This is a genomic window from Pseudoalteromonas sp. XMcav2-N (genome assembly GCF_024124545.1).
Classification (GTDB): Bacteria; Pseudomonadota; Gammaproteobacteria; order Enterobacterales; family Alteromonadaceae; genus Pseudoalteromonas.
Genome location: NZ_JAMXSF010000002.1, coordinates 261,215 through 285,338, shown reverse-complemented (window position 1 = coordinate 285,338; position 24,124 = coordinate 261,215). Strand labels below are relative to the sequence as shown.

Below are 24,124 nucleotides of genomic sequence, written 5' to 3'. Positions count from 1 at the left end.
GAACAAGGGTGGGTCTATCATTATGCTTGTTGTTAACGCCAAGTTTGTAGTAAGCATATTGTTGATTTCCCCCTATTAAATACAAGTTTTGTATCGAGCCGGTTAATTGTTAACCGGCTTTTTTTTATGCGTTTTTAAGCTGTTCCATATTTGATCCACATTGTTCGACTTTAATAGCCATATTGGCGAATTAGGACGCGATGGACTCAAGGGGCGAGCTATGTTGTGCTACGAAAACGCAATTTCACAGTTAAACTTTATTGAACCTCAGTCACAGTGTGATTATGATCTACTAAACGAGGTTGCCAGTTCAGATGATCTGGCCAGCATTCTGACCATGTTGCTGTTTGATGAAACTTTGTCGGATAAGCTCAAGGGTCAGGTTAAAAAGCAGCTTTCACAACTAAAGGCTAAATCGAGAGGCTAAATGACATCTAAGCACCATATTCTTATCGTTGAGGATGATTACGATATTGCAGAGCAGGTAATGCTGTTTTTTAAAGCTTCTGGATTCGAAATTACCCATATTGCAGATGGTGCTTTGGTGGTCGACTGGGTGAGAGAAAATAACCCTGAAGCCATTTTGATGGACATCATGCTACCCAACCAGGATGGTGTTGAGTGTATGCGCCAGATCCGAGAGTTCTCAATGGTACCGATTGTGATGCTAACGGCAAAGGTATCTGAAGCTGACCGGTTAAAAGGGTTGGAATTTGGTGCCGATGATTACGTCTGTAAGCCATTCAGTGCTGCTGAACTGGTGATGCGTATCAAAGCGATTCTGCGTCGCTGCCAGGCTGCCCCTAGCGCGTCTCAGGAAGCCGCCATCGTGGTGGATGTGGATCAGTTAATCGTTTCTATCAAAGGCAACACCTTGTCTTTGACTAAAGTTGAGTTTGACGTATTTGCCATGTTGTATCAGGCGCCTAACCGGGTTTTCTCCCGTCAGCAGATTCTGGATCATATTCAGCCCGACAACTTTGATATTTCCGACCGCGTTATAGACAGTCATATCAAGAACATCCGTAAAAAGATCAAGCAAATCGAGTGCTCGCCCAAAATTGTTGAATCGGTATATGGTGCCGGATATCGTTTCAATGAGCAGCAACTTGATGCTTAAATGACGGCGCTGATGCGCCGCTAGCTTCCTGCAACAAATTTCAAGAAAATCATAATATAATAGGCATTTAGGCTGTGTAGTTGATATCATCTAAACATAGTTACATCAAGAGAATGCCTATGTTTTGGTCCAGTTTAGCCACCCTTTCTCCTGCTCAAATTTTGACATTACTCAGTGCCGGCGCCGTGTTATCTTCATGTGTTTTTGCTCCCCTGTATAGTTTGTTTCGGCAAAAGAACCAAACTGCCAGACAACAGTTGATGCTACAAAATGAGCAGCTACAGAGTCAGCTTGCACAATTAACTGATGAGCTTAAACAGGCACAGAGCCAACATTGGCAACTACATGGTGATTGTCAGCAGTTGCAGGCTCGGCTGGATGAAAAGCAACGTCAAAGTAGTGAGTTACAGAATCGCTGGCAAAAAGCAGAAGATATGGCCCAGGATACTCAAGCGTACGCTCACCGCCTTGAGTTGGAGCTGACCGATGTGAAAACCACCCTTGCACAAAAGCAGCAGTCTTTTGATGCGCAACTAGCTCAACTTGAACAGTCAAAGGCCGTTTTAAAGCAAGAGTTTGAAAATCTGGCGACACAAATTTTTGAGGACAAAAGTGAAAAGTTCGCTCGTCACAGTCAGGATAAAATTTCTCAGCTGTTACAACCCGTTCAGGGCGAACTAAAGGGCTTTCGGGATAAAATGGAAGCCATTCACAGCGAAGAACTCAAACAAAGAGCCGCACTGCGCACCGAGTTATTGCATTTGCAGGCCAACAACCAGGCTATCACTGAGCAGGCGCATAAGCTGACAAACGCGTTGCAGGGCCAGAAGAAAACTCAGGGTAACTGGGGTGAACTGATGCTCGAAAATGTGCTCGACAGTGCGGGTTTACGTCCGGGTAATGATTATCAGCGCGAGGTGAGTTTTTCGACCGAAGAAGGTAAATACCGTCCCGATGTCATTGTGTATCTGCCTCAAGCGCGTCACCTGGTGGTGGATGCGAAAACCTCTTTGAACGCTTATACCCGCTATGTCAATGCTGAGCAAGATAGCGAGGCAAATCAGGCCATCGTCGCCCACGTTGAAGCAGTAAAAGCACGGGTAAAAGAGTTGGGAGACAAATCTTACGAGCGACTACCAGGGCTGAACTCTCCCGAAGTGGTGATCATGTTTATTCCGGTGGAGTCAGCATTTGTTGAGGCCATTAAATATGCGCCCGATTTATATCAATACGCCCTCGAGAATAAGGTGTTGATTGCAACGCCAACTACCCTGCTGACCAGCCTGAATATCGTGAAACAGTTGTGGCGTTTTGAAGAGCAAAGTAAACATAGTAAAGAGCTGGCACTGCGTGCTGAAAAGTTCTACAGCAAGCTGAATGCCTTCTTACATAGTTTGGAAGGCGTGGGTAAACAACTGGATAAGGCTCGGGAAGGGTACGATAAAGCGATGGCACAGCTCTACAGCGGCAAAGGGAACCTGATTAAACAGGCCTCTGAGTTTAAAGAACTTGGCGTCTCAGTATCTCGCGAGTTACCGAGTGAATTAACGGAAAAAGCGAAACTTGAACTTGAGTAAGGGACAACCTCTAACGCGAATGTGTCTGCAGGAAGCGTGTGAGTACTTGTTTCCTGCAGCAGGTAATACCTTGTGGAGTCGCAATACTCATTGTTGAGTTTGCGACTCTGTACTTTGCGATCTAACGATCTTTGTAAATTTCATTGGCCTTGAAAGCTTCTACTTCCAATGGAGAGTTATCATAGCCATATTCTGCCAGGTCAGAAAAGTGTTGTGTCACGATAGCCTGCAGACTGGAGCGTTCAATCTGCAAGACATGAACAAGTTCATGTGCCAGTTTAGGTGTTGTGAGTTCAAAGCCATGACGTACGTAGATGGAATAACCAATTACCTGCGCGTTATTGATAATGCCCTCTCCCACAAACCCAAGTGCTTCGCCTAACGTTTTCAAGGCAAAGTTGTCATGAGGAAAAGGGACTTCGTCAACATAGACTATCCTCACCTTTTCCGGAGATTGTATGCCTATCTCTTTTGCAATTGCTAAGTGCTTTTGATCTAAAGGTTCGCCAATCTGACGACCTTGTATATCAGTTTCTTCAGCCCAGCTAATATATTGGGGCAAAAGTACTGAGGATATCAACGTTTGGTGAAAGAAAATGATACCTAGGGTGGCGGCAAACACGATGACTAAGAGTATTTTTATTATTTTCATTGTTGGTCACTCATTTTATATTACTGATTTTCCTTAATTCATAAGAACTGGGAGTATGCTGGAAAGTAAATTCATAATACACCAGTCAACAAAGGTTATCATTTTTCATAGTACAGTGGCTAAAAGGGGGGGGAGTTATAAGCGTGTCGCAGATAATAAAAAAGGGCCCTCAGGCCCTTTTCGCATTTGGTATGATCAGCTATTACACAAGGCGTACTTGCCTCTGCGTGGCATGTCTGTATACAGGTAAATATACATGTCGTTATTTTGTACATCTTGCCAAACACGACTGTTGGCTGCCGGGCACAGAGAATTACGAATATACTCTTTCACTTCGCTTTCAGACATTGCCAATTTGGTCGGGATCTGAATAAACACATTGAGCTCGCCGCTTTTAAAATCAATATTATTAAACTTCCAGCTGCCCATCATGAACTGCTTAGAAAAGTAGCGTGTAATGCGTTTTTGAGCACTTGAATCAATTGCTGCGATCTGAATGTCTTCAGATGAGCTATCAACAAAGTAGGTCCATGCAGCTGAAAGTATGATAAAGCCGCCCAACAACATAGACCAGATTGGTAAAGTGGTTTTTACTGTCGTATTTTGCTTTTTCTGACGATGTCTGGATTCAACAATTTTTACCCATTCATTGTGTTTCATAGTTCGCTGTGTCATAGACCATTCCTCCCGTGTATATTGCTTATTAAAACCAATCATTGTGGAAAGAAAATGGAGGAGCACCCTTGTGACACCTGATCGGATCAGTTATGGGATGATTTTTATTGAGGTCGGATCTGTGAAGCGATAGCGGGTTTAGCGATACGAAAAAGTTAATATACGGATGGTTTGATATTGTCAGACTTTAGTACCAAGCGAATGTTTTTTAATCTTACCTGTTTTAAAAAAGAACGATAAGTATGATTAAATAAAGCGCTAAAAAAATGCCTGAAATAATGTCAGGCATTTTGAGTACTAAATCTGTGATGCGGTCTGTGGCACTTTTACTTTAGGTGTGGCTGAGGCCGCATATAATGTAACCCGCACAGAGAGCCCCCCTAGTCTGCTATCTCTTAATTCAATGTCACCTGACATGGACTCCACCAGGCTTTTACATAAGGACAACCCCAGACCTGATCCTCCGGTTGCTCGACTGCGCGAGCTTTCTACCCGGTATAAACGCTCAAATAAGCGCGGCTTTTCAGTGTCAGACACGCCCGGTGATGAATCCTCCAATTGAATGATCAGTCCCTCACAGTTTTGCCGGATTTTCAGACGTACCTGACCCGGTTTATCGGTGTACAGGCAGGCGTTTTTTGCCAGGTTATCTATTACCCTGTCCAGCTTAGGTTTGTCTATCAACACACTGGCATTAGTAGGAATTGAAACATCGGCGCTAAAGTGCAGGTCATTGCTTTGCACCATTCGCTTGATGTCGTAGCAATAACTGTCTGCGAGTGTACGGGTACAGTAGGGTTGATTATTGATCACCATTGCCTGGTTATCAGCCTGCGAGAGTTGATAAACGTCTGAGATCAGATGGTTTAGCTGGGATATTTTTTCATTGATCTTGCTGTATGCCAGAGTGTCGTCTTCCAGCAGATTATATTCCAGTGCCTCTATGTGTAACTTAAGCACGCTCAGCGGCGTTCTCAGCTCATGAGAAATATCTGCCAGCATTTGATCTTTTTGTTTAAGGTTTTGCTGGTAAAGGTTGGCTCTCAGGCGCGTCGTACGGTTTTTGCTGAATAAAATATAGGTGATCAAAATACCCAATAACAGACAGGTCAGGGCAACAAACAGCCACATGCGCTGCATCAGTTGTGCATTGCGCAACTGACTTTCTGTAAGCTTACGATGATGCTCTGAGTCATCTAAGCGTTGCTGTTGCATAACGGTATCTATGGTGCGTTTGTGAGTCAGTGCCTGCTCTGAGTTGGCCTTTTCTATATTCTGGGCAAAAAAGGTATTTGCCTGGCTTAGGGCTTCATACGCCTCCTGATGGTTGCCTTGCTGAAAATCGTATTTGGCCTTGAGGTTATAGTAAACCTGAGACATATGAGAGTTCTCATTTTCTACATCCATAAAATGTGTCAGCCACTCGTAGTGGGGCTGGGCCAGTTCTGGTTTATGCTGATATAAATAGGCACGGGCCATAATGACGTGGGCATAGAAACGCTGTATCTGGTTATCACTTTGCGCGGCGTAATGCATCGATAACTTAGCATGCTCTTCAGCCTTGGCTCCTTTTTCCAGCTTGAGATAGGCCTGGCTGATTAGTTTATGGGCACGCGCCAGGCTGACATTGGCCGGAATTTGCTCAAGCAGCTCAATGGCTTCTGTGGTTTTTTCTACGGCCAGCAAGTAGTTTTTGCGCTTAAATGTGACCTGAGCCAGTCTCAGCGCCGTGCCGGCAATATTACTTAGATCACCCGATTTCTTGTCTGCTACCAAGGCTTTAGTAAAAAAGAACTCGGCTTGCTCCAGGTCGTTAAAGCGCATTGCCATATCGCCCAGGTTATAAAAGTTGTTTGCCACCACCCCGTGAAGCTGACTGTCTTTTAGCGCATCTCTGGCTTTAAGCTGAAACTGCATCGCCATCGCCATTTCATTCTTGTAGTCATACAAGGTTCCGAGATTAGAATAACTTTGACCTATCAAGTCCTTATTATTCATTGATTTAGCTGTTTCTAAAGCTTGCTTGTAGTTACTTTCTGCATCATCCAGCTTGCCCATACGTCGGTAATTAATCCCCAGCTCCTTATAAAGCTGAAACTGGCTGTCGACATCCAGCTGAAATTGCTTGGGTAATTTGTCTAACGCATCAATCGCTTGCTGATGATTGCCCTGCTTGCGATAGATTTGTGCTTCAACAAAGCGCGCCTTTAATTGCTTTTTTGCATCAGTATGGATGTAAAATGGGGTCAAACTACTGAGTGCCTGCTCATAATTGCCCGACAGCTCGAGCTTTTTTATCTCTTGCAGAGTTAAAGTAGAGCCGGTTGCCTGTGCATTAACTGTGACTATACTGAGTAACGCAAAAGCAGATTGAAGCAGTATTTTTTTCATAATTTCTTAGTAGTACATAAGACTTTTTTCAGAGTATGCAATAATTGTGGTGCAATTATGGATCTGTAAAGGGGGTTTACAGTACGCTGAGTTGGTAAAATCATGATTTATTGGCTATCTAGTTAGTAAAATTTTGTTTTATCCGTGTGCGGACTTAGTAAAATTTTGATTTATAACCATCAGAGTTAGTAAAAATGTGGCCTGAGCCGTATTTATTATTGCAACTAGTCGAATTTTTCAGCTAAAAATCGGTGGCTTTTTTCGATTTTTGAGCCAAAACACAATGGTTTTACCCACTTTTTCTGTCCTTATCCCTGGCAGACATCGAAAGTCCCCCAGCTAATAAAATCCTGATCCAGTAATTCGGGTGAGTATAGACGGGCGGGTAAAATTCTGATCCGTGCTTATCTGGTTGAAATGCACAGGGGCAAATCAAACGACAATAACCGTTAGGTCGTTGAGTTGTGCGGGCAGTGGTTATGGTGCTGGAATTAGAGGTAGTAAAAATCTGATCTAAAAAGGGCCCGAAGGCCCTCGCTTGATTAAGGAACTATATGACAATTAAAACTGGTTCATGGTGTTGGCTTCACCGCCTGCTTTCAGTGCGTTTTCACCACTGAAATACTCTTTATGTGTATCGCCAATGTTTGAGCCAGCCAGGTCCTGATGTTTTACAGAAGCCTGCTCGCGGCGAATTTCTTGTCTCTGAACGTCACGTACATAGGCAAGCATACCCAGGTCACCAAAGTACCCTTCAGCCAAAATATCTGTGCTCAGCGCGGCAGTGTGGTATGTCGGCAAGGTGATCAGGTGGTGGAAAATACCCGCCTGAGCGGCACCGTCACGCTGGAAGGTACGTACCTTAGCATCGGCTTCTGCAGCCAGCTCCGATTGATCCAGCTCAGGAGACATCAGCGCTTTTGGATCTTGAGTTGGATCCGGGTACGCAGAAAGATCTTTGCCTTGTGCCTGCCACTCTGCGTAAACCTGTTCACGGAACTTCAGTGTCCAGTTAAACGACGGTGAGTTGTTGTAGACTAGTTTGGCATTGGGCACCTGCTCACGGACTCGGTTTACCAGTTCTGCTATTTGCTCTACATTGGGCTTTTCAGTTTCAATCCACAACAGATCGGCGCCTGATTGCAAGCTGGTGACACAATCAAGCACAACGCGGTCTTTTTCAGTGCCTTCTCTGAACTGATACAGGCCATTGTCGAGGCGAACTGGCTTGCACAGCTCACCATTTTGTTTAATGACCATGTCACCTTCGTTCAGATCTGCAGCGCCAGAGATAACTGTGGTGTCGAGGAACGCGTTGTACTGGCTGGCCAAATCGCCAGGTGTTTTAGAGACCGGGATTTTCTGCGTCAGGCTGGCACCCAGAGAATCTGTTCGGGCGACAATAATGCCATCTTCTACACCCAGCTCTAAGAATGCGTAACGTACTGCATTGATTTTCGCCAGAAAGTCCTCATGAGGTACGGTGACTTTACCGGCCTGGTGGCCACATTGCTTGGCATCCGATACCTGATTTTCAATCTGGATGGCACACGCACCGGCTTCAATCATTTGTTTTGCCAGCAGGTAGGTGGCTTCCTCGTTACCAAAACCGGCATCGATGTCAGCAATGATTGGTACTACGTGAGTTTCGAAGCTGTCTATCTGTGCTGTAATTGCCTGGATATCACCGCCCTGCGCTTTGGCCTCATCCAGCGCCTTGTAAAGGTGATCGAGTTCACGCGCATCCGCCTGTTTTAAGAAGGTGTAGATCTCTTCAATCAGCTTAGGCACGGCGGTTTTTTCGTGCATACTTTGATCTGGCAGTGGCCCAAATTCAGAGCGAAGCGCGGCAACCATCCAACCACTCAGATACACGTAAGAGCGCTTAGTGGTCTTGTTGTGGCGCTTGATGGCCATCATCATTTGCTGAGCCGTAAAGCCATGCCAGCAGCCCAGTGACTGCGTATACTGACTGCTGTCGGCATCATAAGCCGCCATATCTTCACGCATTACCTTTGCAGTGTATTTAGCGATATCCAGGCCCGTTTTAAAGCGGTTTTGTAAGTGCATTCTGGTTGCAAATTCGGGGTTGATCCCCTGCCATGTATCGCCCTGAGACTGGCACAATGTAGTAAAACGATCAATTTGAGAGGTATAACTGCTCATAACAAAATTCCTTCGAACGGGTTTAAGCTAACTGGTTTATGTTTGTTTGCCAGGAGCGAGTGTGAGAGTGCTGCCTGGCGCTTAAATAAACACTAGACCGACCAGTTGAATTTTTTAAATTTATAGTTGTTATTGCCAGTATATTTATTGTGAATGGGTAAAAGGGTTTGTTTTTAGTGAAATTGGCTTATTTTAAAGTGACCCGTTCAAACCCGATCAAGGATCACTCACATGAGTTCTCACATTTTACAGGCCGGATTGCGTATCGATACCCGCCTGTTTGACTTTGTCGATCAGGAGCTGCTGCCTGGCACCCAAATTAACGCAGATGACTTCTGGTCAGGTTTTTCGACTATTATTCACACTCTCACACCCAAAAACCGGGCGTTGCTTGCCAAGCGCGATCTATTACAGAAACAAATTGATGACTACCATTTGGCTAACCCGAGCTGGGATGCTGATAAGTATCGGACATTTTTGACCGAAATTGGCTATTTGGTGCCTGATGTTGCTGTGCAGCCTATCACCACCGAGCTGGTTGAGCCTGAAATTGCACGTATTGCAGGTCCGCAATTGGTAGTGCCCGTCAGTAATGCGCGGTTTGCGCTAAACGCAGCCAATGCCCGCTGGGGTTCACTCTATGATGCGCTGTATGGCACAGATGTATTGCCCGAAGAGGACGGCGCGGAGCGCGCGAGTGGGTATAACCCGGTGCGGGGCTTTAAAGTGATGGCCTATGCTCGCCAGTTATTGGACCGTATTTTGCCGCTGGCACATGGCTCTCATATTGAAAGTACTAATTATGCGGTGGTACAAGGTGAGCTGGTCATCACGCTTAACGACTCTAGTCAGGTTAAACTGGCGGATCCTGCGCAGTTTGCCGGATATAACGGGCAGCCGCAGAGCCCGTCGGCGTTACTGTTTAAACACCATGATCTGCATTTTGAAATCCTGATCGATCCTCAGGATCCGATCGGCCAGGCAGATAAGGCCGGGATCAAAGACGTTATCCTGGAATCCGCGCTGACCACCATTATGGATTGTGAAGACTCAGTTGCAGCTGTGGATGCCGAAGATAAAGTACTGGTTTACCGCAACTGGCTGGGTCTGATGCAGGGGACACTCGAAGAACAGTTTGAAAAAGCGGGTAAGACAGTAACCCGTTCACTAAATGCCGACAAAACTTACCTGACACCTGATGGCCAGTCGCTGAGCCTCAAAGGCCGCGCTATGATGTTTGTGCGTAATGTTGGCCATTTGATGACCACACCCGCCATTTTGGATGAGCATGGTGAAGAGGTATTCGAAGGAATAGTCGATGCGGTGATCACCGCAACCGCCGCGCTGCACGATCTGCAAGGTGATGGTGTGCTTAAAAACTCCACTGCTCAGAGCGTGAATATCGTCAAACCCAAAATGCATGGCCCGGAAGAAGTGGCCTTTACCGGCGAGTTGTTTAGTGCAGTAGAGCAGTTGCTGAAATTACCTGAAAACACCTTAAAAATGGGCATTATGGATGAAGAGCGTCGTACATCTGTAAACTTACAGGCCTGTATCAACGCGGCTCACTCCCGCGTGGTGTTCATTAATACCGGGTTCCTGGACAGAACCGGTGACGAGATCCACACGTCTATGATGGCAGGCCCGGTATTACCCAAAGGCGAGATAAAAGCACAGCCCTGGATTGCGGCGTATGAGGATCGTAATGTAGACACAGGTCTGGCTTCGGGCTTTGCGGGTAAGGCGCAGATAGGCAAAGGCATGTGGCCAATGCCGGATAAAATGGCGCTGATGATGGAGCAAAAGCTGGCGCATCCAAAGTCGGGTGCCAATACCGCCTGGGTGCCCTCTCCCACCGCGGCCACTTTGCATGCCATGCATTATCACGAAGTTGAAGTGGCGACATTGCAGCAGCAAATTGCCCAGCGGCAGATGGCAAGCCTTAACGACCTGTTGACACCGCCGTTACTGGGCACACGACAGCTTAGCGATGAAGATATCCAAGCCGAGCTGGACAATAATGCTCAGGGAATTCTGGGTTATGTGGTGCGCTGGATAGATCAGGGCATTGGTTGCTCGAAAGTACCCGATATCAATCATGTTGGCCTGATGGAAGACAGAGCAACTTTGCGTATCTCCAGCCAGCACATTGCGAACTGGCTGCACCATGGCATATGCACTGAGGAGCAGGTTAAGCGCACTTTTGTGCGTATGGCGAAAATCGTCGATGAGCAAAATCATCATGACGCGCAATACCAGCCTATGAGTGGCGAAAACATCGAAGACAACTTGGCCTTTGCGGCGGCTCTGGCGCTGGTACTGCAAGGTAAAGCACAGCCAAATGGCTACACGGAACCTCTGCTGCATGCGTATCGACGTCAGTACAAGGGCCTTATTCAGTAGTTTCTTTGATTGGTCTGAACAACAGAGTGTAAAGGGGCTTTACGCTCTGTTGCTCTGCAAAATGTCAGCAGATGTAAAATTGCGTCAGACTTATGTTGTAACCCGTTGAATTTCTTGAGTGCCCTGCATACTCTTACCCAAAGTGATAAATACGGATAATATTGATTATGTTGTCAGGGAAATACCTGTTGCCGGGGATAAGTACCCTATTGTTGTCGGGGTGTGTTTTTGTGCCGCAGACCGAAGTCAGCTTTGACGAATATTGCGGCGTTTATAAAGAATCGACCAGTATAGAAATGGCTCCCCGTGCTGCCAGCAACCTGATATTTCATGAGCTGGAATTGGCTGGCGGGCTGGCACTGGTATTGTCCAACGGGATTGTAAATGCACAGCAACAGCAAGCTTACAAAGAAGCCTGCCTGGCAAATGGGATTGATATTGATGCCGAAGCAAGGCTGAGTCCCGACAGCGCTAAAACTCAGCTCCAAGCGTCACAATATTGCGACAATCAGACGTCTGACCTTTGTGAGATTGAACGGCGTCGGTAAACATCCCTCTTCTTTTGCACACTCTGCTTGTGAGTAATAGGGTGTAATAGGAATTTCTTTTGTTGTGAACTACCTTTTACGAGCACTACGGCCTTGAAGAAGCGAATGGGCAGTAGTCAAACCGTCACGAAGGAGCAAGTTCATGAACGAACCAATTAATAAAGACGTATTGAGCGGGCTGAAAGAAATCATTAAGCCCGAACTCAGAATTTCAAAGCAACAAGAGCAGGAGATAAAAGCGCGTAGCGTTGATTACAAGGCTGCTGATATCTCGTGTGTGAAAGCCATCGCGCAGGCGGCTATCAACGTTGAGCTATTTACCATTCCACTGTATATGACCGGCCTATACTCCATTTATGGGATGCACCAGATTGGTGACAACTCCGGGTTATATCCGGGACGTTGGTGGCCTGGTTTGGCAGCAACCGCTGGTACGGTGCCTGAGGGGCGATTCGATGAATATGACGCCGTGGTGAAGCCGACACCGACGGATGTCTTAACAGTCAACGAGCAAGTATTCAATGGTGTATACAGCGTGTTTGTTGAAGAAATGCTGCACCTGCAACTGGCTTCCAACATGGCCAGCAAGATTGGACTTACACCGACTTTTACCAGTGAGGCACTGATCGATAAGAAATATGGCTGGCAGTGTTACAACAATCAGACCATGATCCCACACATTCTGGATTTTAAAGACTGCGACAGCGATCTGAATCAGCTTAGTCCTGAAGTCAGGGATTACTTTAAAGCTCACTTTAAGGGTGAAAGTTTGCAGGACCTCAGGGTGAATGCGACGGAGCTTAACAAAGAGCAGGCGCTGCTGTTTTTATTGATTGAAGAAACCGAAGAAGACGCACAAAAAATTATTGCACCCCAGTACCTCAAACCCGGTGCAGATGGTCGTCCCAAGTACTTTGAAAATGCCCCGTTTGACTGGTGGCAACCCAGCTACACTGAAACCGATCTGCCGCTGTTTGGCTCAATCGGCCATATGTACCTGTGTTACTGGAACTACCTGCAAATCCAGTATGACGATGGCACGTCTTTGCTCGATGCGCTGTTAGGGTCAACACCGGTACAAAGAGACTACTTTAACGTCCGTCCTGGCGATGACGAGTACCAGGCACAATTTCCTGGCGTTGACGGGTCTTTGAATTCGCCAGAGCTGGATGATACTCGCCACGATGAACTCAAAGTTAAACTTATCAATAACATCAACGCCATTACCGATCAGGGCGAAGGTCAGGGCGTGGTTGAAACAATTTGCCAAAAATGGAGCCATGAAGCCTGGGCACAAAAAGCCCTGAGCAGTTTGTTTGCGCAAAAGACTCAAGATACGCATACCGTGCAAGAGAAGTATCAGCCTGATGAGAACGCACTTAAAGCGGATTATCCGGGTACACCAATCTCAGGATCGGCGTGTGCACGGATCATGAATAAGCGCAAAGATCATTTCTTGATCTTCAAGCAAACACTGGAATTGATCGTTAAATACAGTGATCCCAGCTACTCAGAAGAAGAGAGATATCTAACCTGGAAAGACTGGCATGCCGAAGGTAATCGCTGGAATGAGAAAATGCTAAACCCAGGTACCTGTGATGAAGCAAAAGAGCAGCACCCGGATTTACCTGGCGTTGATGAAATCGTTTCTGCACTAAACAACTTGAGCCGCACAGAAAAAAGCAAACTGGAAACCCACCTGCTGTTCAGCCAGTCGGCAGTCGGAACCATTAAAGGTCTGACAACTGCGCTGGACCGCTACTGGTCAGGGAAAACCGATGAGTTCCCCGGGCCTGCAATGGGTGGCTCTGGTGACCGTGTCTCAATTTGCTGGGCCACGACCGGGATGGCACCTGATCTGGTGACTGGCATTGCGCCGCAGGAAGAAGGCGTGTTGTACCATGCCTGCCAGGGTATGAGTTATAGATCGGAGGATGCAGGACTACCACCAGCCCAGGTGTTCCATAGCTGTAAAGGCTCAAACGATTGTAAAGCCCAGGGTGGCTGTGGTTTTGTTCACAGCACAACACCGGGTGGCAGCTGTGGTGCCAGTGGCGCTAAAGGCATTAAGAGTGCGCCGGCCGACAACAAGTGTAATAACCTGGGTGGGTGCGCTGTGCCTATTTCGGCGTCGCAGTTATTCCCATCCCTGCCAGCCGATGACAGTGATGGCTATAAAATGCAGTTGTTTAGTTTTGATGAAGACAACAACTTTACACCTATCAGCTACGTTACGCCTGATGGCGGTGATCCACAGCTGGACTGCGACTCATCTGATGACACTACGCCAATGCCCTATAAAGAAGGGGACGCGGTGTACAAGATTGCCTGGCAGGCGTATTGTAATGCCAACGATCTGGTTAATAAGCAGACCGGTGAAATCCCTGCGCCACCAGAAGTGGATGACATTCGTCTGGCACTGCCGCCTTCAACATAAGGAAGCGCCATGTCAGATAACCATACTGAGGAGGTGCGGCGTGATGCCGCAGCCTCTTTTTCTCATACCGGTAACTTAGGATTTGGGATTGGCTTGCGCAGTCAGCATTATCCTGAGCTGATGAGCATTGACCACGATACGGCAAAAAAGCCGGTGGACTGGTTTGAGATCATCAGCGAAAACTACATAGACAATTTTGGCTATGGCCGTCACGTGCTGGAAACACTCAGAGCACACTACCCTATGGTGATGCATGGCGTGTCGATGAACATTGGCAGCACAGATCCCCTTGATTTTACCTATCTGAACAAGCTCAAAGCACTGAGCGATTTTGTGCAGCCTGCGTGGGTGTCGGATCATCTGTGCTGGACAGGGGTTGCCGGAGTAAATAGCCACGACCTTTTACCCATGCCGCTGACGGATGAAAGTCTCGACCATGTTATCCGCCGGGTTAAGCAAGTGCAGGAAGTGCTGGAGCGCCCGATTGTGCTGGAAAACCCGTCTACCTATCTGGAGTATTGCCATTCCAGCCTGAGTGAACCGGCTTTCTTTACCGAGCTGGTGAATGCTACCGGCTGTGGTATTTTGCTCGACGTCAATAATGTGTTTGTCAGTGCGTTTAATCATGGTTTTGATCCTGAGGCGTATATCCGTGCCCTGCCCCACCAGCAGATTGTGCAGATCCATCTGGCGGGCCCAAGTGATTGCGGCGACTGTCTGATTGACACCCACGACCAGCCTGTACCGCAGCAAGTCTGGGCGCTTTATGCGTTGGCACAACAGCTGACCGGCGGCGTGTCGACCTTACTGGAGTGGGACGCCAATATTCCGCCATTTGACACTCTGGTGGCGGAGCTGAATAAGGCAAAGCAGGTACTTAATGGCGAGATGCCCGCGCAGGCCGTGCACCAGAGCGATATGGCGAAATTTTCAACGCCTGTGGTACGGGAAATGCATCAAAATACAGACCTGGCACACAGCTTAAAACCGGTAGCAAAATGACCTACTCAACCCCACAACTCAGCCAGTTGCAACACTGGTTGTCTCACGTTTTAATTTCTCGTGGCGACTTACCCGAAAAGTTGCTTACAGCGGGCCAGCGTGATGGCCTGACACTTGAACAGTGTGTTAAATCGACCCCACAGTTGCCTGCCGAGCGTCGGATGGATATCTATGCCGCTGGCTACGTTATGCGACTGGTGGAATGTCTGAAAGGGGAATTTGCCCTGCTCTGCACCTTTATGGGTGATGACGTTTTTGAGGTGTTTGCCAAGGCGTATATCGTGACCTTACCGTCGCGGTCTTTCACTTTACACACGCTGGGTAAATCGTTTGTCAGTTTTCTGGCTAATACCCGCCCGCAGGGGGAATTCGACGACAAACAGCGCGCTATGTTCGATGTGCCCGTGGAGCTGGCGCGGTTCGAGCGTGCCAAAGCTGAGGTGCTGCTGGCCGAAGGACTGGAAAACACCCCCCCATCCGAGCTGGTACTGAACGAATTTGAACTGCTGGGCGGCGGCGCATCGCTCAACCTGATGGTGCCACCGTGCTTGCGTTTACTGGTTAGCGACTATGATCTTCTGCCCATGGTTGAGCAGTTAGAAAATGCCCAACCGCACACCCTGCCTGGCAGAGAAGCTCGCTATATCGCCCTGACCCGGCAAAACTACCGGCTGATCACCCAGCCGCTCACCCACTGGCAGGCGGATTTACTCAGTCATTGTGGTCAGGCGATGTCGTTTGAACAGGCGCTGGTAAACAGCGCCCGTCGTCAGGGCATGGAACCCGCGCTACTCAGAGCCCGGCTGGCCATGTGGCTACCGGCCGCCGTCGCTTGTGGTCTGTTGATGGTTGAACGCGCCAAACGCCCGACTACAACGACCGAAGATGCCTCGCACTATTTATAAGCGCAGCGCGAGGGGCGAATATTCAGCTGTTTATCTTTGCGTCTTGCAAGCTGCGATTCAAACTTACTGGCGAGTTGATGGCGCCAGTAGGGTGCCACCATCTCTTTGTTCGGCGCCTTAGGCCCGAGCGTCACGTACTCTATCGGTGCCAGATGATCGTCTCTGTGTAGCTCCAGATACAAACGCGGTGCTGTGCCGTTGGCAAAATCAGGAGCAGAGCTTTGGATCTCCTTTGCGCCATAGTCTAGGTGCGAGACTATTACTCTGTGTTCCTGCTCATCCTTATAATGGGCGTCTTTTAGCAGGTAGGGTAATGGGCCGAGAAGCCAGGCAAGCGTTTGTAATTTTTCAGGTGCAGGTTTCTTGCCTACAAATTTATCGACTTCTTTTTTGAGGTCTTTGAAGTAAGTTCGCAGCTCTTTGGCACCCTCACCCAGTATCTTAAAATTATCTTTGAGATACACAACTCGATAGAACGCAGCGCTTTCCTGAGGCGACTGGCCGGTATTGGCAAATGAGGGCACCCTTTCCTCTTGCTCTATGTGGTTGCTCTGCACTTCCAGTAAACGATAGTCAAAAAAGCCTGCCGTCCTGAAGGTGATAGCGCAGCCGCAGGCATCGTCGTTTAAATGGTTTTTACTGTAGAAGCGCCACATATTCAGGCTGTCGCTGTCCGGTAAAAAGCAGCCGATAAATACCGGGTTACCCTCCTCCGGCTCGTAACCTAATTCCTGCCAGAGTAACTTTCCCTCATTGGGGTCATTTACCGCGTTGATATGGCCTAACCTGAAAGGGCTTTTTTCCAGTAAAATGGCCTGGCCCACATCGAAAGACGTGTAATGAGTCATAGTACGATGTTTTTTGACTTGAAGGTGGGAGAGTATCCTCTCTCTCAAAGCGCTAATTGACTCTGATTGTTCAAAACGCTCGGCCCTATCGTGTAGTTCGTAGGCCTTAAAGCTGAATTCCGGATCTTTAAATACTTGCTTGCACAAATCTTTGGTTTTGGAGTAGCTTTTGGCAATCTTACGTCCTTCAAAGTAATAATAAGCAAGATAGAGCAGAGCACGAATGTGGTTTTGTTTTGCGGCCTGCTGCAAGCGTTCAATGGCTTTCTCATTACTTTGCGTTACACCTTTACCAAGTCCATACATAATCCCTAATTGGCAATGCGCGTGTGGAACTCCTTTATCTGCAGCTAGTTGGTAGTGTTCAATTGCTTTTTGATTACAGCATACTTCACTCTTGCCAAACTCATATATAACGCCTAAGTTAAAATGAGCATGAGCATCCCCTTGCTTCGCTGCTTGTTGGTAGTATTCAATGGCTTTCTTATTACTTCGTTCTACACCTTCCCCTTGGTCATACATATAGCCCAAGTTAAACTGAGCACGGGCATCCCCTTGCTTCGCTGCTTGTTGATAGTATTCAATGGCTTTCTTATTACTTCGTTCTACACCTTCTCCTTGGCCATACATATAGCCCAAGTTAAACTGAGCACGGGCATCTCCTTTTTCTGCTGCAAGCACGAAGTATTCAAAGGCCTTCTTATTACATTGCAATACACCTTCGCCATTCTTATACATCACACCCAAATGACACTGGGCACGGGCATCTCCTTGCTCTGCTGCGAGCATATAGTATTCAGCGGCTTTCTTATTACATTGCGTTACACCCTTGCCATGCTTATACATCACACCCAAATGACACTGGGCACGGGCATCTCCTCGCTCTGCTGCAAGCATGAAGTGCTCAGCTGCTTTCTTTTGACATTGCATCACGCCTTTGCCATGCTTATGCAACACACCCAATTGGCAGTGGGCGCGGGCATTTCCTTGCTCAGCGGCAAGCTCATAATGTTCAATGGCCTTCTCATCACTTTGCGTAATACCTTTGCCATATTGATACATAATCCCCACATTGCACTGACTGATCGCGTTTCCCTGCTCTGCGGCCAGCATGAAATATTCAAAAGCTTTTTCATCACTTTGCGCTATGCCATCACCTCGCTGATACATTACGCCCAAATTGTGTTGAGCGAGTGAATATCCCTGTTCTGTTGCTTTCTGGAAGTATTCAAAAGCTTTTTCATCACTTTGCGCTATGCCATCACCATGCTGATACATGACGCCCAAGTTGCACTGACCGATCGCGTTTCCCTGCTCTGCGGCCAGCATAAAATATTCAAATGCTTTTTCATCATTTTGCGCTATGCCATCACCATGCTGATACATGACGCCCAAGTTGCATTGTGCATCGGCGTCTCCCTGCTCTGCGGCTAACCGGTAGTATTCAACCGCTTTCCCATCGTTATGCACTACGCCTTTGCCTTGCTCATACATTAAACCTAAGTTGAACTGGGCATCGGCGTATCCCTGTTTAGCAGCCAACTGATAGTATTTAACTGCTTTCTTATCACTTTGCGGTACGTCATCACCAAAATAATAGGCATCGCCTAACTCATTTTGCGCCTCTGCATCACCACTTTCTGTCTTTTCAATCAGTGCTTGGATCTCTGGAGTTAGTTCGGGGTTATGTTCTGACATCAATATTCCTTTTAAACTGCTTAATCCCGCAAAAGTCCGGTATGGGGCTTTATACCCTTATTAAACGGTATTTTATGATGGCTGACAATGGGATGGATTTTACTCATTGGGTACAGTTTGCCTGTACGAGGCGCAAAGCCTTACAACAATGTTGGCGTTGGCGAAGTGAGAAACGCCCGAAAAGCGGTCCACCGACTCGTCAGCTGGTGGACCTGTGGGTCACCCTCGCGGGTTATTTAATTGGGGTCTGGAAGCCTTTGGGCTTAATGGCCAGTACGGAGCACTGGGTTTGTTCCAGAATGGACTCGGCGGTGTTGCCTATAATCAAACCCGGAATACCGACACGGCCGACGGTGCCCATCACGATTAGGTCAATCTGGTGTTTTTGTGCCAGCAGGGGGATCTCTTTACTGGCTTTGCCTTTCACCTGATGCAGCTTGGGTTGCAGGTACTGAACGGCCGACTTGTCGAACAGTGCGTCCATTTTTGTCACCAGCCGGGCCAGTTTAGTGGCGCAGTCTCTGCGCCCCTGCTCTACATAATCATCCACCTGTTCGTCCGACTGATGCGCAAAGGTGCCGTAGCGCAGCCAGTCTTCGGCGTAGGCATCCCAGGCACTGCCCACATGCAGCTCAGACAGTTCGGGCAGGCTTAACGATACGCTGTATTCCATTACGGCCTGATTGAGTTTGTCTTGCACTTGTTCATCATCCAGCTCTCTGAAGCTGTCGTTCACGTCGACCGTGGCCAGAATTTTACCAAAGGCATCGAGCTGGCCGGGCTTAAGCATCAGCACCGGACAGGGGCATTTACGCAGTAAGTGCATGTCTTCACTGCCCAGCATGCGATCCATCCAGTCTGCGTCTTCGGCGCACTTGACCACCAGGTCGTACTGATCATCGACCGCGCGCTTAATGATCTCAATAAAGCCGATCCCGGTGCACACTATGATGGCGGGATCCTGGTCTGAGTCCAGCGCTTTGATCTTGGCTTCAATGGCGGCCCGCTTGTTGGCGATCAGCTCTTCTAGCTGGCTGGCGTACTCTTCTTTGCTGGTAAAAAATGCGCGCCAGTGCTTGGCCTCCTTTAATACCGAGATAAAGGTAACGTCTGCCTGGTTATCGCGCGCCAGCTGGAGGGTTTGCACCACGGCGGTGTCCATGGTTGCTTGCGGGTCTACCACACATAATATCTTGTTAAATCGTCTCATTATTTACCTCTAACTGGGCGCTGGCTGGTGTTGCCGCCTTAACACGCTCTACCGCCCGCTCGGCGGCGTCATGAAATGGCATCAGTACCAGTGTAGCGCCTTTTTCTTCCAGCAGTGGCTGGTCGTGCTGGTGCTGGGTAGAAATGGCAATGCCGCCGCTATAGTGTTGTTGTTTCAGGCCGTCTATCAGTGCCAGGCGCGGATCTTCATGGGTTACGCCCAAATCATGCTGTGGCATAGCCGACACCACCCACTTAACGCCCTGCAGCGGCAGGTCGTTCACAAACGCCGGATCGCTGGCATCGCCATACATCACCAGGTGGCCGTCGTTACGCCAGCGCCTGACTTCGTCGGGGTTAAAGTCTACAGCCAGCAACTTGAAGCCTTCTTTTTGCAGGTAGTGGGCCAGTGCCTTACCGTAGCGGCCAAGCCCAAACAGGATCACATCATAGACTTGCTCTGATGATGGCTGGCTTTCGAGCGCTTCTTCTCGGAATGGTTTTTTGCGCTCAAACACGCCCAGCCAGCGCTCCAGCTTGTTATACAGTCCATGGGAGTAAGTGATCATATACACCGACATGGCAATGGTAATAAGCCCCACCAGTGTGACCAGCCCCAGAGAATCGGCCGACACATGGCCAAGCGTGAGTCCCATGGCCATAAAGATAAGTGAAAATTCACTGATCTGCGCTACGGTTAACCCGGCCAGAAAGCCGGTGCGTTTGCGATAGCCCATCAGCCCCATGATCACCATCACAATGATAGGGTTACCAATGAGTACAAACAGCGACAATATCAGCGCCGGGAACACCTGAGCGCCAAGCAGGCTCAGGTCCAGTTGGGTCCCAAGGGCAATAAAGAAAAACAGCAGAAGAAAGTCGCGCAGCGAGGCCAGGCGCGCAACAATGGCCTCTCTGAATGGGGTAGATGCCAAAGATATTCCCGCCAGCAAGCCGCCCAGTTCTTTACTAAAGCCGAGCTGGCTGCCAATTGCCGCCAGTAACGTCGCCCAGCCGATGGCAAAGGTGATCAATAACTCCTTAGAGCGGGCGATGCGGCTGACCAGTGGGGTGGCCATATAACGGATAAACACCAGCACAAACGCAAGCATGATCAATCCATACAGCATTACGCTGCCTATTTGCGCCAGCGCTGAGTGTGTGCCACCCGACTGTGCGCCTATGCCCAGGGCTGAGAGCACCATCATCGCCAGCACCACCACTAAGTCCTGGACTATCAAAAAGCCCACCGCGATACGCCCATGGAGGGAGTCTACTTCGCGTTTATCCGACAGCAGTTTGACGATAATAATGGTACTGGAAAAGGTCAGCGCAACGGCAACATACAAGGAGGTAACGGTATCCAGCCCCAACATTTTGCCGAGTAAAAAGCCAATGGCGGAGGTAAATGCAACCTGCCCCAGTCCGGTAGCCAGTGCCACCGGCCCAAGTGTACGAATGAGTTTCAGGTCAAGCTTAAGGCCCACCAGGAATAACAATACTGCGATGCCCAGTTCGGCCAGTAGTTCAATGTGCTCATGAGACTGAACTATGTTTAAAGCCGAAGGCCCGGCAACCACCCCCACGGCAATAAAGCTCACAATCATGGGCTGGCGAAGTAACACGCCAATAAACCCCAGTGCGGCGGCCAATACCACCAGCGCAGTGAGCTCATAAAAAGCCGACAGATGGATAAAACTTAGGTTGAGCATTGCACCTCCTTCCTCACGCTCAATGGCTTACAGCTTTACCTTAGTGGTCGCCAGCATCACAACTCCCTATGCAAAAATCAATCTAAGTTCTGTGGATCTTCGCTGACCATGTTCTACATCAAAATAGCAGCGAAAAGGCGCCGTGGCATGCGTTTAATAGTATGAATTTACCGTATTTATAGGAAGTTATACTCGAAGTGTCGCGTAATTGGCAGACACAAAAAAGCCGCCCTTTCGGGCGGCTGGTGGGAATTCAACAATGTAATACAAGGAAAAGGGAGCGAGTAATTACTACTCTTAAGGTGTTAACCTTCTATAAGCTTACCGGTGCCAATTTCAATTTTTCTTGGCTTTAACGCTTCCGGTACTTCGCGCTCCAGGTCAATCAATAACAAGCCGTTCTCAAGCTCTGCGCCAATCACTTTTACGTGATCGCCCAGCTGGAATTTGCGCTCAAAGTTACGCTCGGCAATGCCCTGATGAATAAATTTACGGTCGGTTTTGTCTTCTTTGTTTTGCTTTTCGCCTTTAACGGTCAGCGTGTTATTTTCCGACTCAAGCGATAACTCCTGCTCCGTAAAGCCGGCCACCGCCATGGTAATTTGGTACTTGTCTTCAGCTAAAGCTTCGATGTTGTAAGGCGGATAGCTGGGTTGCTTCTCGCTGCTACGCTGCGCCGCATCCATCATAGATGCAAGGTGATCGAAACCAATGAATGAACGGTAAAGGGGTGATAAATCTACTGTACGCATAATCGTATCCTCATAAAGCGATAATTAAGCCATTTACTCTTTGCAATAAACCAGTAAATAGCGGGTTTTTAACTCTAACATTACTTAAATAAAAACTTTTAAAACAAAGTCTTAGTTTGGTCTGGGACCCTTCCGGCGTCCTCACAAATCTATCTATGGCCGGGGCCAATGCTTTTCAAGCAAGTTTTTTGAAAAAAGTTTGAATATTTTTTATGCGCTTGATTTTAATAGCTTTTATTTTTGATTGTTTGCTTTGGACTTTTGCTCAGGTCAGCCACCGTTTTGCTGTTGGTGGTTCCCGGCTCAAGGCCGGGATGACAGAGGAGAGGCCGGGATGACGGATGTGATGGGTGAAGTGGAGTGAAAATATGAATTTGCCAAAGGTTTAATAAAGTCTAACTAAAGACATAGTTGCCATTTAGCAAACGAGCGGGATTAAGCAAGTAATGCACAAACTAGCAAACACAACCAGTCATCCCGCGCTTGATGCGGGAACTTCTTAAAGGCTACTCGGTATTATTCTCATGCGGGGGCGCCGAGCCTGCGACGATACTTAATCGTTGGTTTAGGGTAGGCTATGAGTAAAGTACGTCCGTGTAGTTGCGTCCATCGCGCATCCATGCGCTCATCTCCTCAAGCTGCGACGATACTTAATCGTCGGTCTTTCGTCGTCCATCCAGGGCTCGCGTCCACTGACAAAAGGTGATACTTAATCGCCTTTTGTAGTGGACCCCCAAACATTTGTGCGGAATTTTAGGCCTGCGCCTGTGCTGGCGTCCGGGGTGATGAATAGCTGGCTTGGGCGAGCTGTTGGATCTTGCCAGTTGTGGTAGAGCGGGATCAGGCGTTCCTTGATCATATTTTCAAGCAAATGATTCACAAAGAGGTTTTTACCCGGAAAAGCCGGGAATTCCACTTCGTTTTCATCATGGCGCAATGCCGAAGAGGAAATAGGATCATAGTCAGTGCGGAAGTTGATCACGTTACGCAGGCGCATGGTGTTGGCGAAATAACGGGCATAAGTGTCGATGATCTTAGTACCGGGCGAGGCAAAAACCCGGGTTTGAATGCCGGTGCGTACGCCTGAGTCGACTGCCGTATAACCGCCCAGGCTGTGGCCAGTTAAAACTACATTGTGGCTGGTTGACGCTTCGGGTATCTGATAACCGGGCGCAATAGATGCCTGATTGGGTGGATACTGATCCAAAATGCGCTGACAAAACTCATACGCGGTGCGTTGCCAGGCGATATCGGTTTCGGCCAGGTTGGCAAAAAACAGTTTAAAGTCTTCGTACAGGTCGCCGGTATTAAACGGGTTGGTGCCCTTGTAGGCAATGATCACTTCTTCTTCCAGGCCCTCAGAAGCAATGCCGGGTACTTTAACGGCAAAGGCATAGACACCGTCTACATTCAGTAATGTATCTATGATCTCGAGCTTACCATTTGTAAGCATTAACTTCTGGTAAAGTGGATCATCATTATAAGCAAAGGTGCCACCGGGCTCCAGACCGTACGCATAGGCTGAGGCAAACGCATAGCGCAGTACCTTGTTGTAGGCTATCACATCCAGACTGGTGCTGATTTCTTTGGCCTGCGCTGGGGTGAGTATGGGGTATTCCCAGCCGACACTGCGGTCGGAGGCAAAAAAGCTGATGTTATTGCTGTACTGCGGGCCAAATTGCTGCGCCAGCGTTACCCGGCTCAACTCCTCAAGGGTAGCCTGCGCCTGGGCATCGCTGACCTCAACGCCGTTAATTTTTTCTACCACAAAATAGTTGCCATAAATGGCGGTGAGCGCATTATCGTGCCAGTGTCCCTGCAACTTGGCATAATCATCGCCTGCCAGCATCCAGTTTTTCTTTATCAGTTGTGAGCGGGGTATAAAGCCCGTATGTATGCCATAACTTTGTACAAAGGTGGTGTCTTGTTTAGTGGTCTGTGGGGTTGAGTCCAACATAATTATCCTCCCGGATTTTGGTTTCCGAGAGCAAGTATGGAACACAATTTGTGGTGTGCCAGTTACACGAGC

The 24,124-nt window shown here is 48.2% G+C and carries 17 protein-coding genes; 8 read left to right on the top strand and 9 right to left on the bottom strand.

Annotated features, from left to right (window positions below; genetic code table 11):
• The first annotated feature begins 220 nt into the window (after positions 1-220).
• The 3 genes from NH568_RS04095 (at position 221) to rmuC (ending at position 2,697) form a co-directional block, all read left to right on the top strand.
• Positions 221-427 (top strand): hypothetical protein, encoded by a 207-nt coding sequence (locus NH568_RS04095; RefSeq protein WP_054017687.1) that lies wholly within the window; start codon positions 221-223, stop codon positions 425-427.
• Positions 428-1,120, top strand: a complete 693-nt coding sequence (locus NH568_RS04090; protein WP_138553559.1) for a response regulator — start codon at positions 428-430, stop codon at positions 1,118-1,120. It abuts the gene before it with no gap.
• A gap of 119 nt (positions 1,121-1,239) precedes the next feature.
• A complete protein-coding gene (gene rmuC / locus NH568_RS04085) occupies positions 1,240-2,697 on the top strand; it encodes a DNA recombination protein RmuC (RefSeq protein ID WP_349287980.1) in 1,458 nt (485 codons plus the stop codon).
• 121 nt (positions 2,698-2,818) lie between these two features.
• On the opposite strand, the gene NH568_RS04080 is transcribed toward rmuC, so the two are convergent.
• The 4 genes from NH568_RS04080 to NH568_RS04065 all read right to left on the bottom strand — a co-directional run bounded on the left by NH568_RS04080 (position 2,819) and on the right by NH568_RS04065 (position 8,581).
• Entirely contained in the window at positions 2,819-3,349 is a 531-nt protein-coding gene (locus NH568_RS04080) for a hypothetical protein (protein ID WP_253044707.1), read from the bottom strand.
• A 195-nt stretch (positions 3,350-3,544) separates the two neighbouring features.
• Positions 3,545-4,024, bottom strand: coding sequence for a hypothetical protein (locus tag NH568_RS04075; protein ID WP_253044706.1), 480 nt, complete (start codon positions 4,022-4,024; stop codon positions 3,545-3,547).
• 297 nt (positions 4,025-4,321) lie between these two features.
• Entirely contained in the window at positions 4,322-6,415 is a 2,094-nt protein-coding gene (locus NH568_RS04070) for an ATP-binding protein (protein WP_253044705.1), read from the bottom strand.
• Positions 6,416-6,976: 561 nt separating this feature from the next.
• Positions 6,977-8,581, bottom strand: a complete 1,605-nt coding sequence (locus NH568_RS04065; protein WP_253044704.1) for an isocitrate lyase — start codon at positions 8,579-8,581, stop codon at positions 6,977-6,979.
• Between the two features lie 231 nt (positions 8,582-8,812).
• Here NH568_RS04065 and NH568_RS04060 point away from each other — a divergent pair, with 231 nt between their 5' ends.
• The 5 genes from NH568_RS04060 to NH568_RS04040 all read left to right on the top strand — a co-directional run bounded on the left by NH568_RS04060 (position 8,813) and on the right by NH568_RS04040 (position 15,876).
• Positions 8,813-10,984 carry a malate synthase G gene (locus tag NH568_RS04060; RefSeq protein ID WP_253044703.1) on the top strand — a complete coding sequence of 724 codons (2,172 nt, stop codon included), beginning with the start codon at positions 8,813-8,815 and terminating at the stop codon, positions 10,982-10,984.
• A gap of 167 nt (positions 10,985-11,151) precedes the next feature.
• Complete coding sequence (locus tag NH568_RS04055) at positions 11,152-11,532, top strand: hypothetical protein (protein WP_253044702.1); 381 nt, start codon at positions 11,152-11,154, stop codon at positions 11,530-11,532.
• A gap of 142 nt (positions 11,533-11,674) precedes the next feature.
• Positions 11,675-13,969, top strand: coding sequence for a ferritin-like protein (locus tag NH568_RS04050; protein WP_253044701.1), 2,295 nt, complete (start codon positions 11,675-11,677; stop codon positions 13,967-13,969).
• 9 nt (positions 13,970-13,978) lie between these two features.
• Positions 13,979-14,971, top strand: coding sequence for a DUF692 domain-containing protein (locus NH568_RS04045; RefSeq protein WP_253044700.1), 993 nt, complete (start codon positions 13,979-13,981; stop codon positions 14,969-14,971).
• Positions 14,968-15,876, top strand: a complete 909-nt coding sequence (locus tag NH568_RS04040; RefSeq protein ID WP_253044699.1) for a DNA-binding domain-containing protein — start codon at positions 14,968-14,970, stop codon at positions 15,874-15,876. The genes NH568_RS04045 and NH568_RS04040 overlap by 4 nt, the downstream gene beginning before the upstream one ends.
• Here NH568_RS04040 and NH568_RS04035 read toward each other — a convergent pair.
• From NH568_RS04035 to NH568_RS04015, 5 genes are all read right to left on the bottom strand, one after another.
• Positions 15,867-18,422 carry a tetratricopeptide repeat protein gene (locus tag NH568_RS04035; RefSeq protein WP_253044698.1) on the bottom strand — a complete coding sequence of 852 codons (2,556 nt, stop codon included), beginning with the start codon at positions 18,420-18,422 and terminating at the stop codon, positions 15,867-15,869. The genes NH568_RS04040 and NH568_RS04035 overlap by 10 nt on opposite strands.
• Before the next feature lie 232 nt (positions 18,423-18,654).
• Positions 18,655-19,632 carry a universal stress protein gene (locus NH568_RS04030; protein ID WP_253044697.1) on the bottom strand — a complete coding sequence of 326 codons (978 nt, stop codon included), beginning with the start codon at positions 19,630-19,632 and terminating at the stop codon, positions 18,655-18,657.
• Entirely contained in the window at positions 19,619-21,343 is a 1,725-nt protein-coding gene (locus tag NH568_RS04025; RefSeq protein ID WP_253044696.1) for a cation:proton antiporter, read from the bottom strand. Before NH568_RS04025 ends, NH568_RS04030 begins: the two co-directional genes overlap by 14 nt.
• Before the next feature lie 305 nt (positions 21,344-21,648).
• Positions 21,649-22,095, bottom strand: a complete 447-nt coding sequence (locus NH568_RS04020) for an Hsp20 family protein (RefSeq protein ID WP_138543240.1) — start codon at positions 22,093-22,095, stop codon at positions 21,649-21,651.
• 709 nt (positions 22,096-22,804) lie between these two features.
• Complete coding sequence (locus NH568_RS04015) at positions 22,805-24,052, bottom strand: hypothetical protein (RefSeq protein ID WP_253044695.1); 1,248 nt, start codon at positions 24,050-24,052, stop codon at positions 22,805-22,807.
• Between the last annotated feature and the right edge of the window lie 72 nt (positions 24,053-24,124).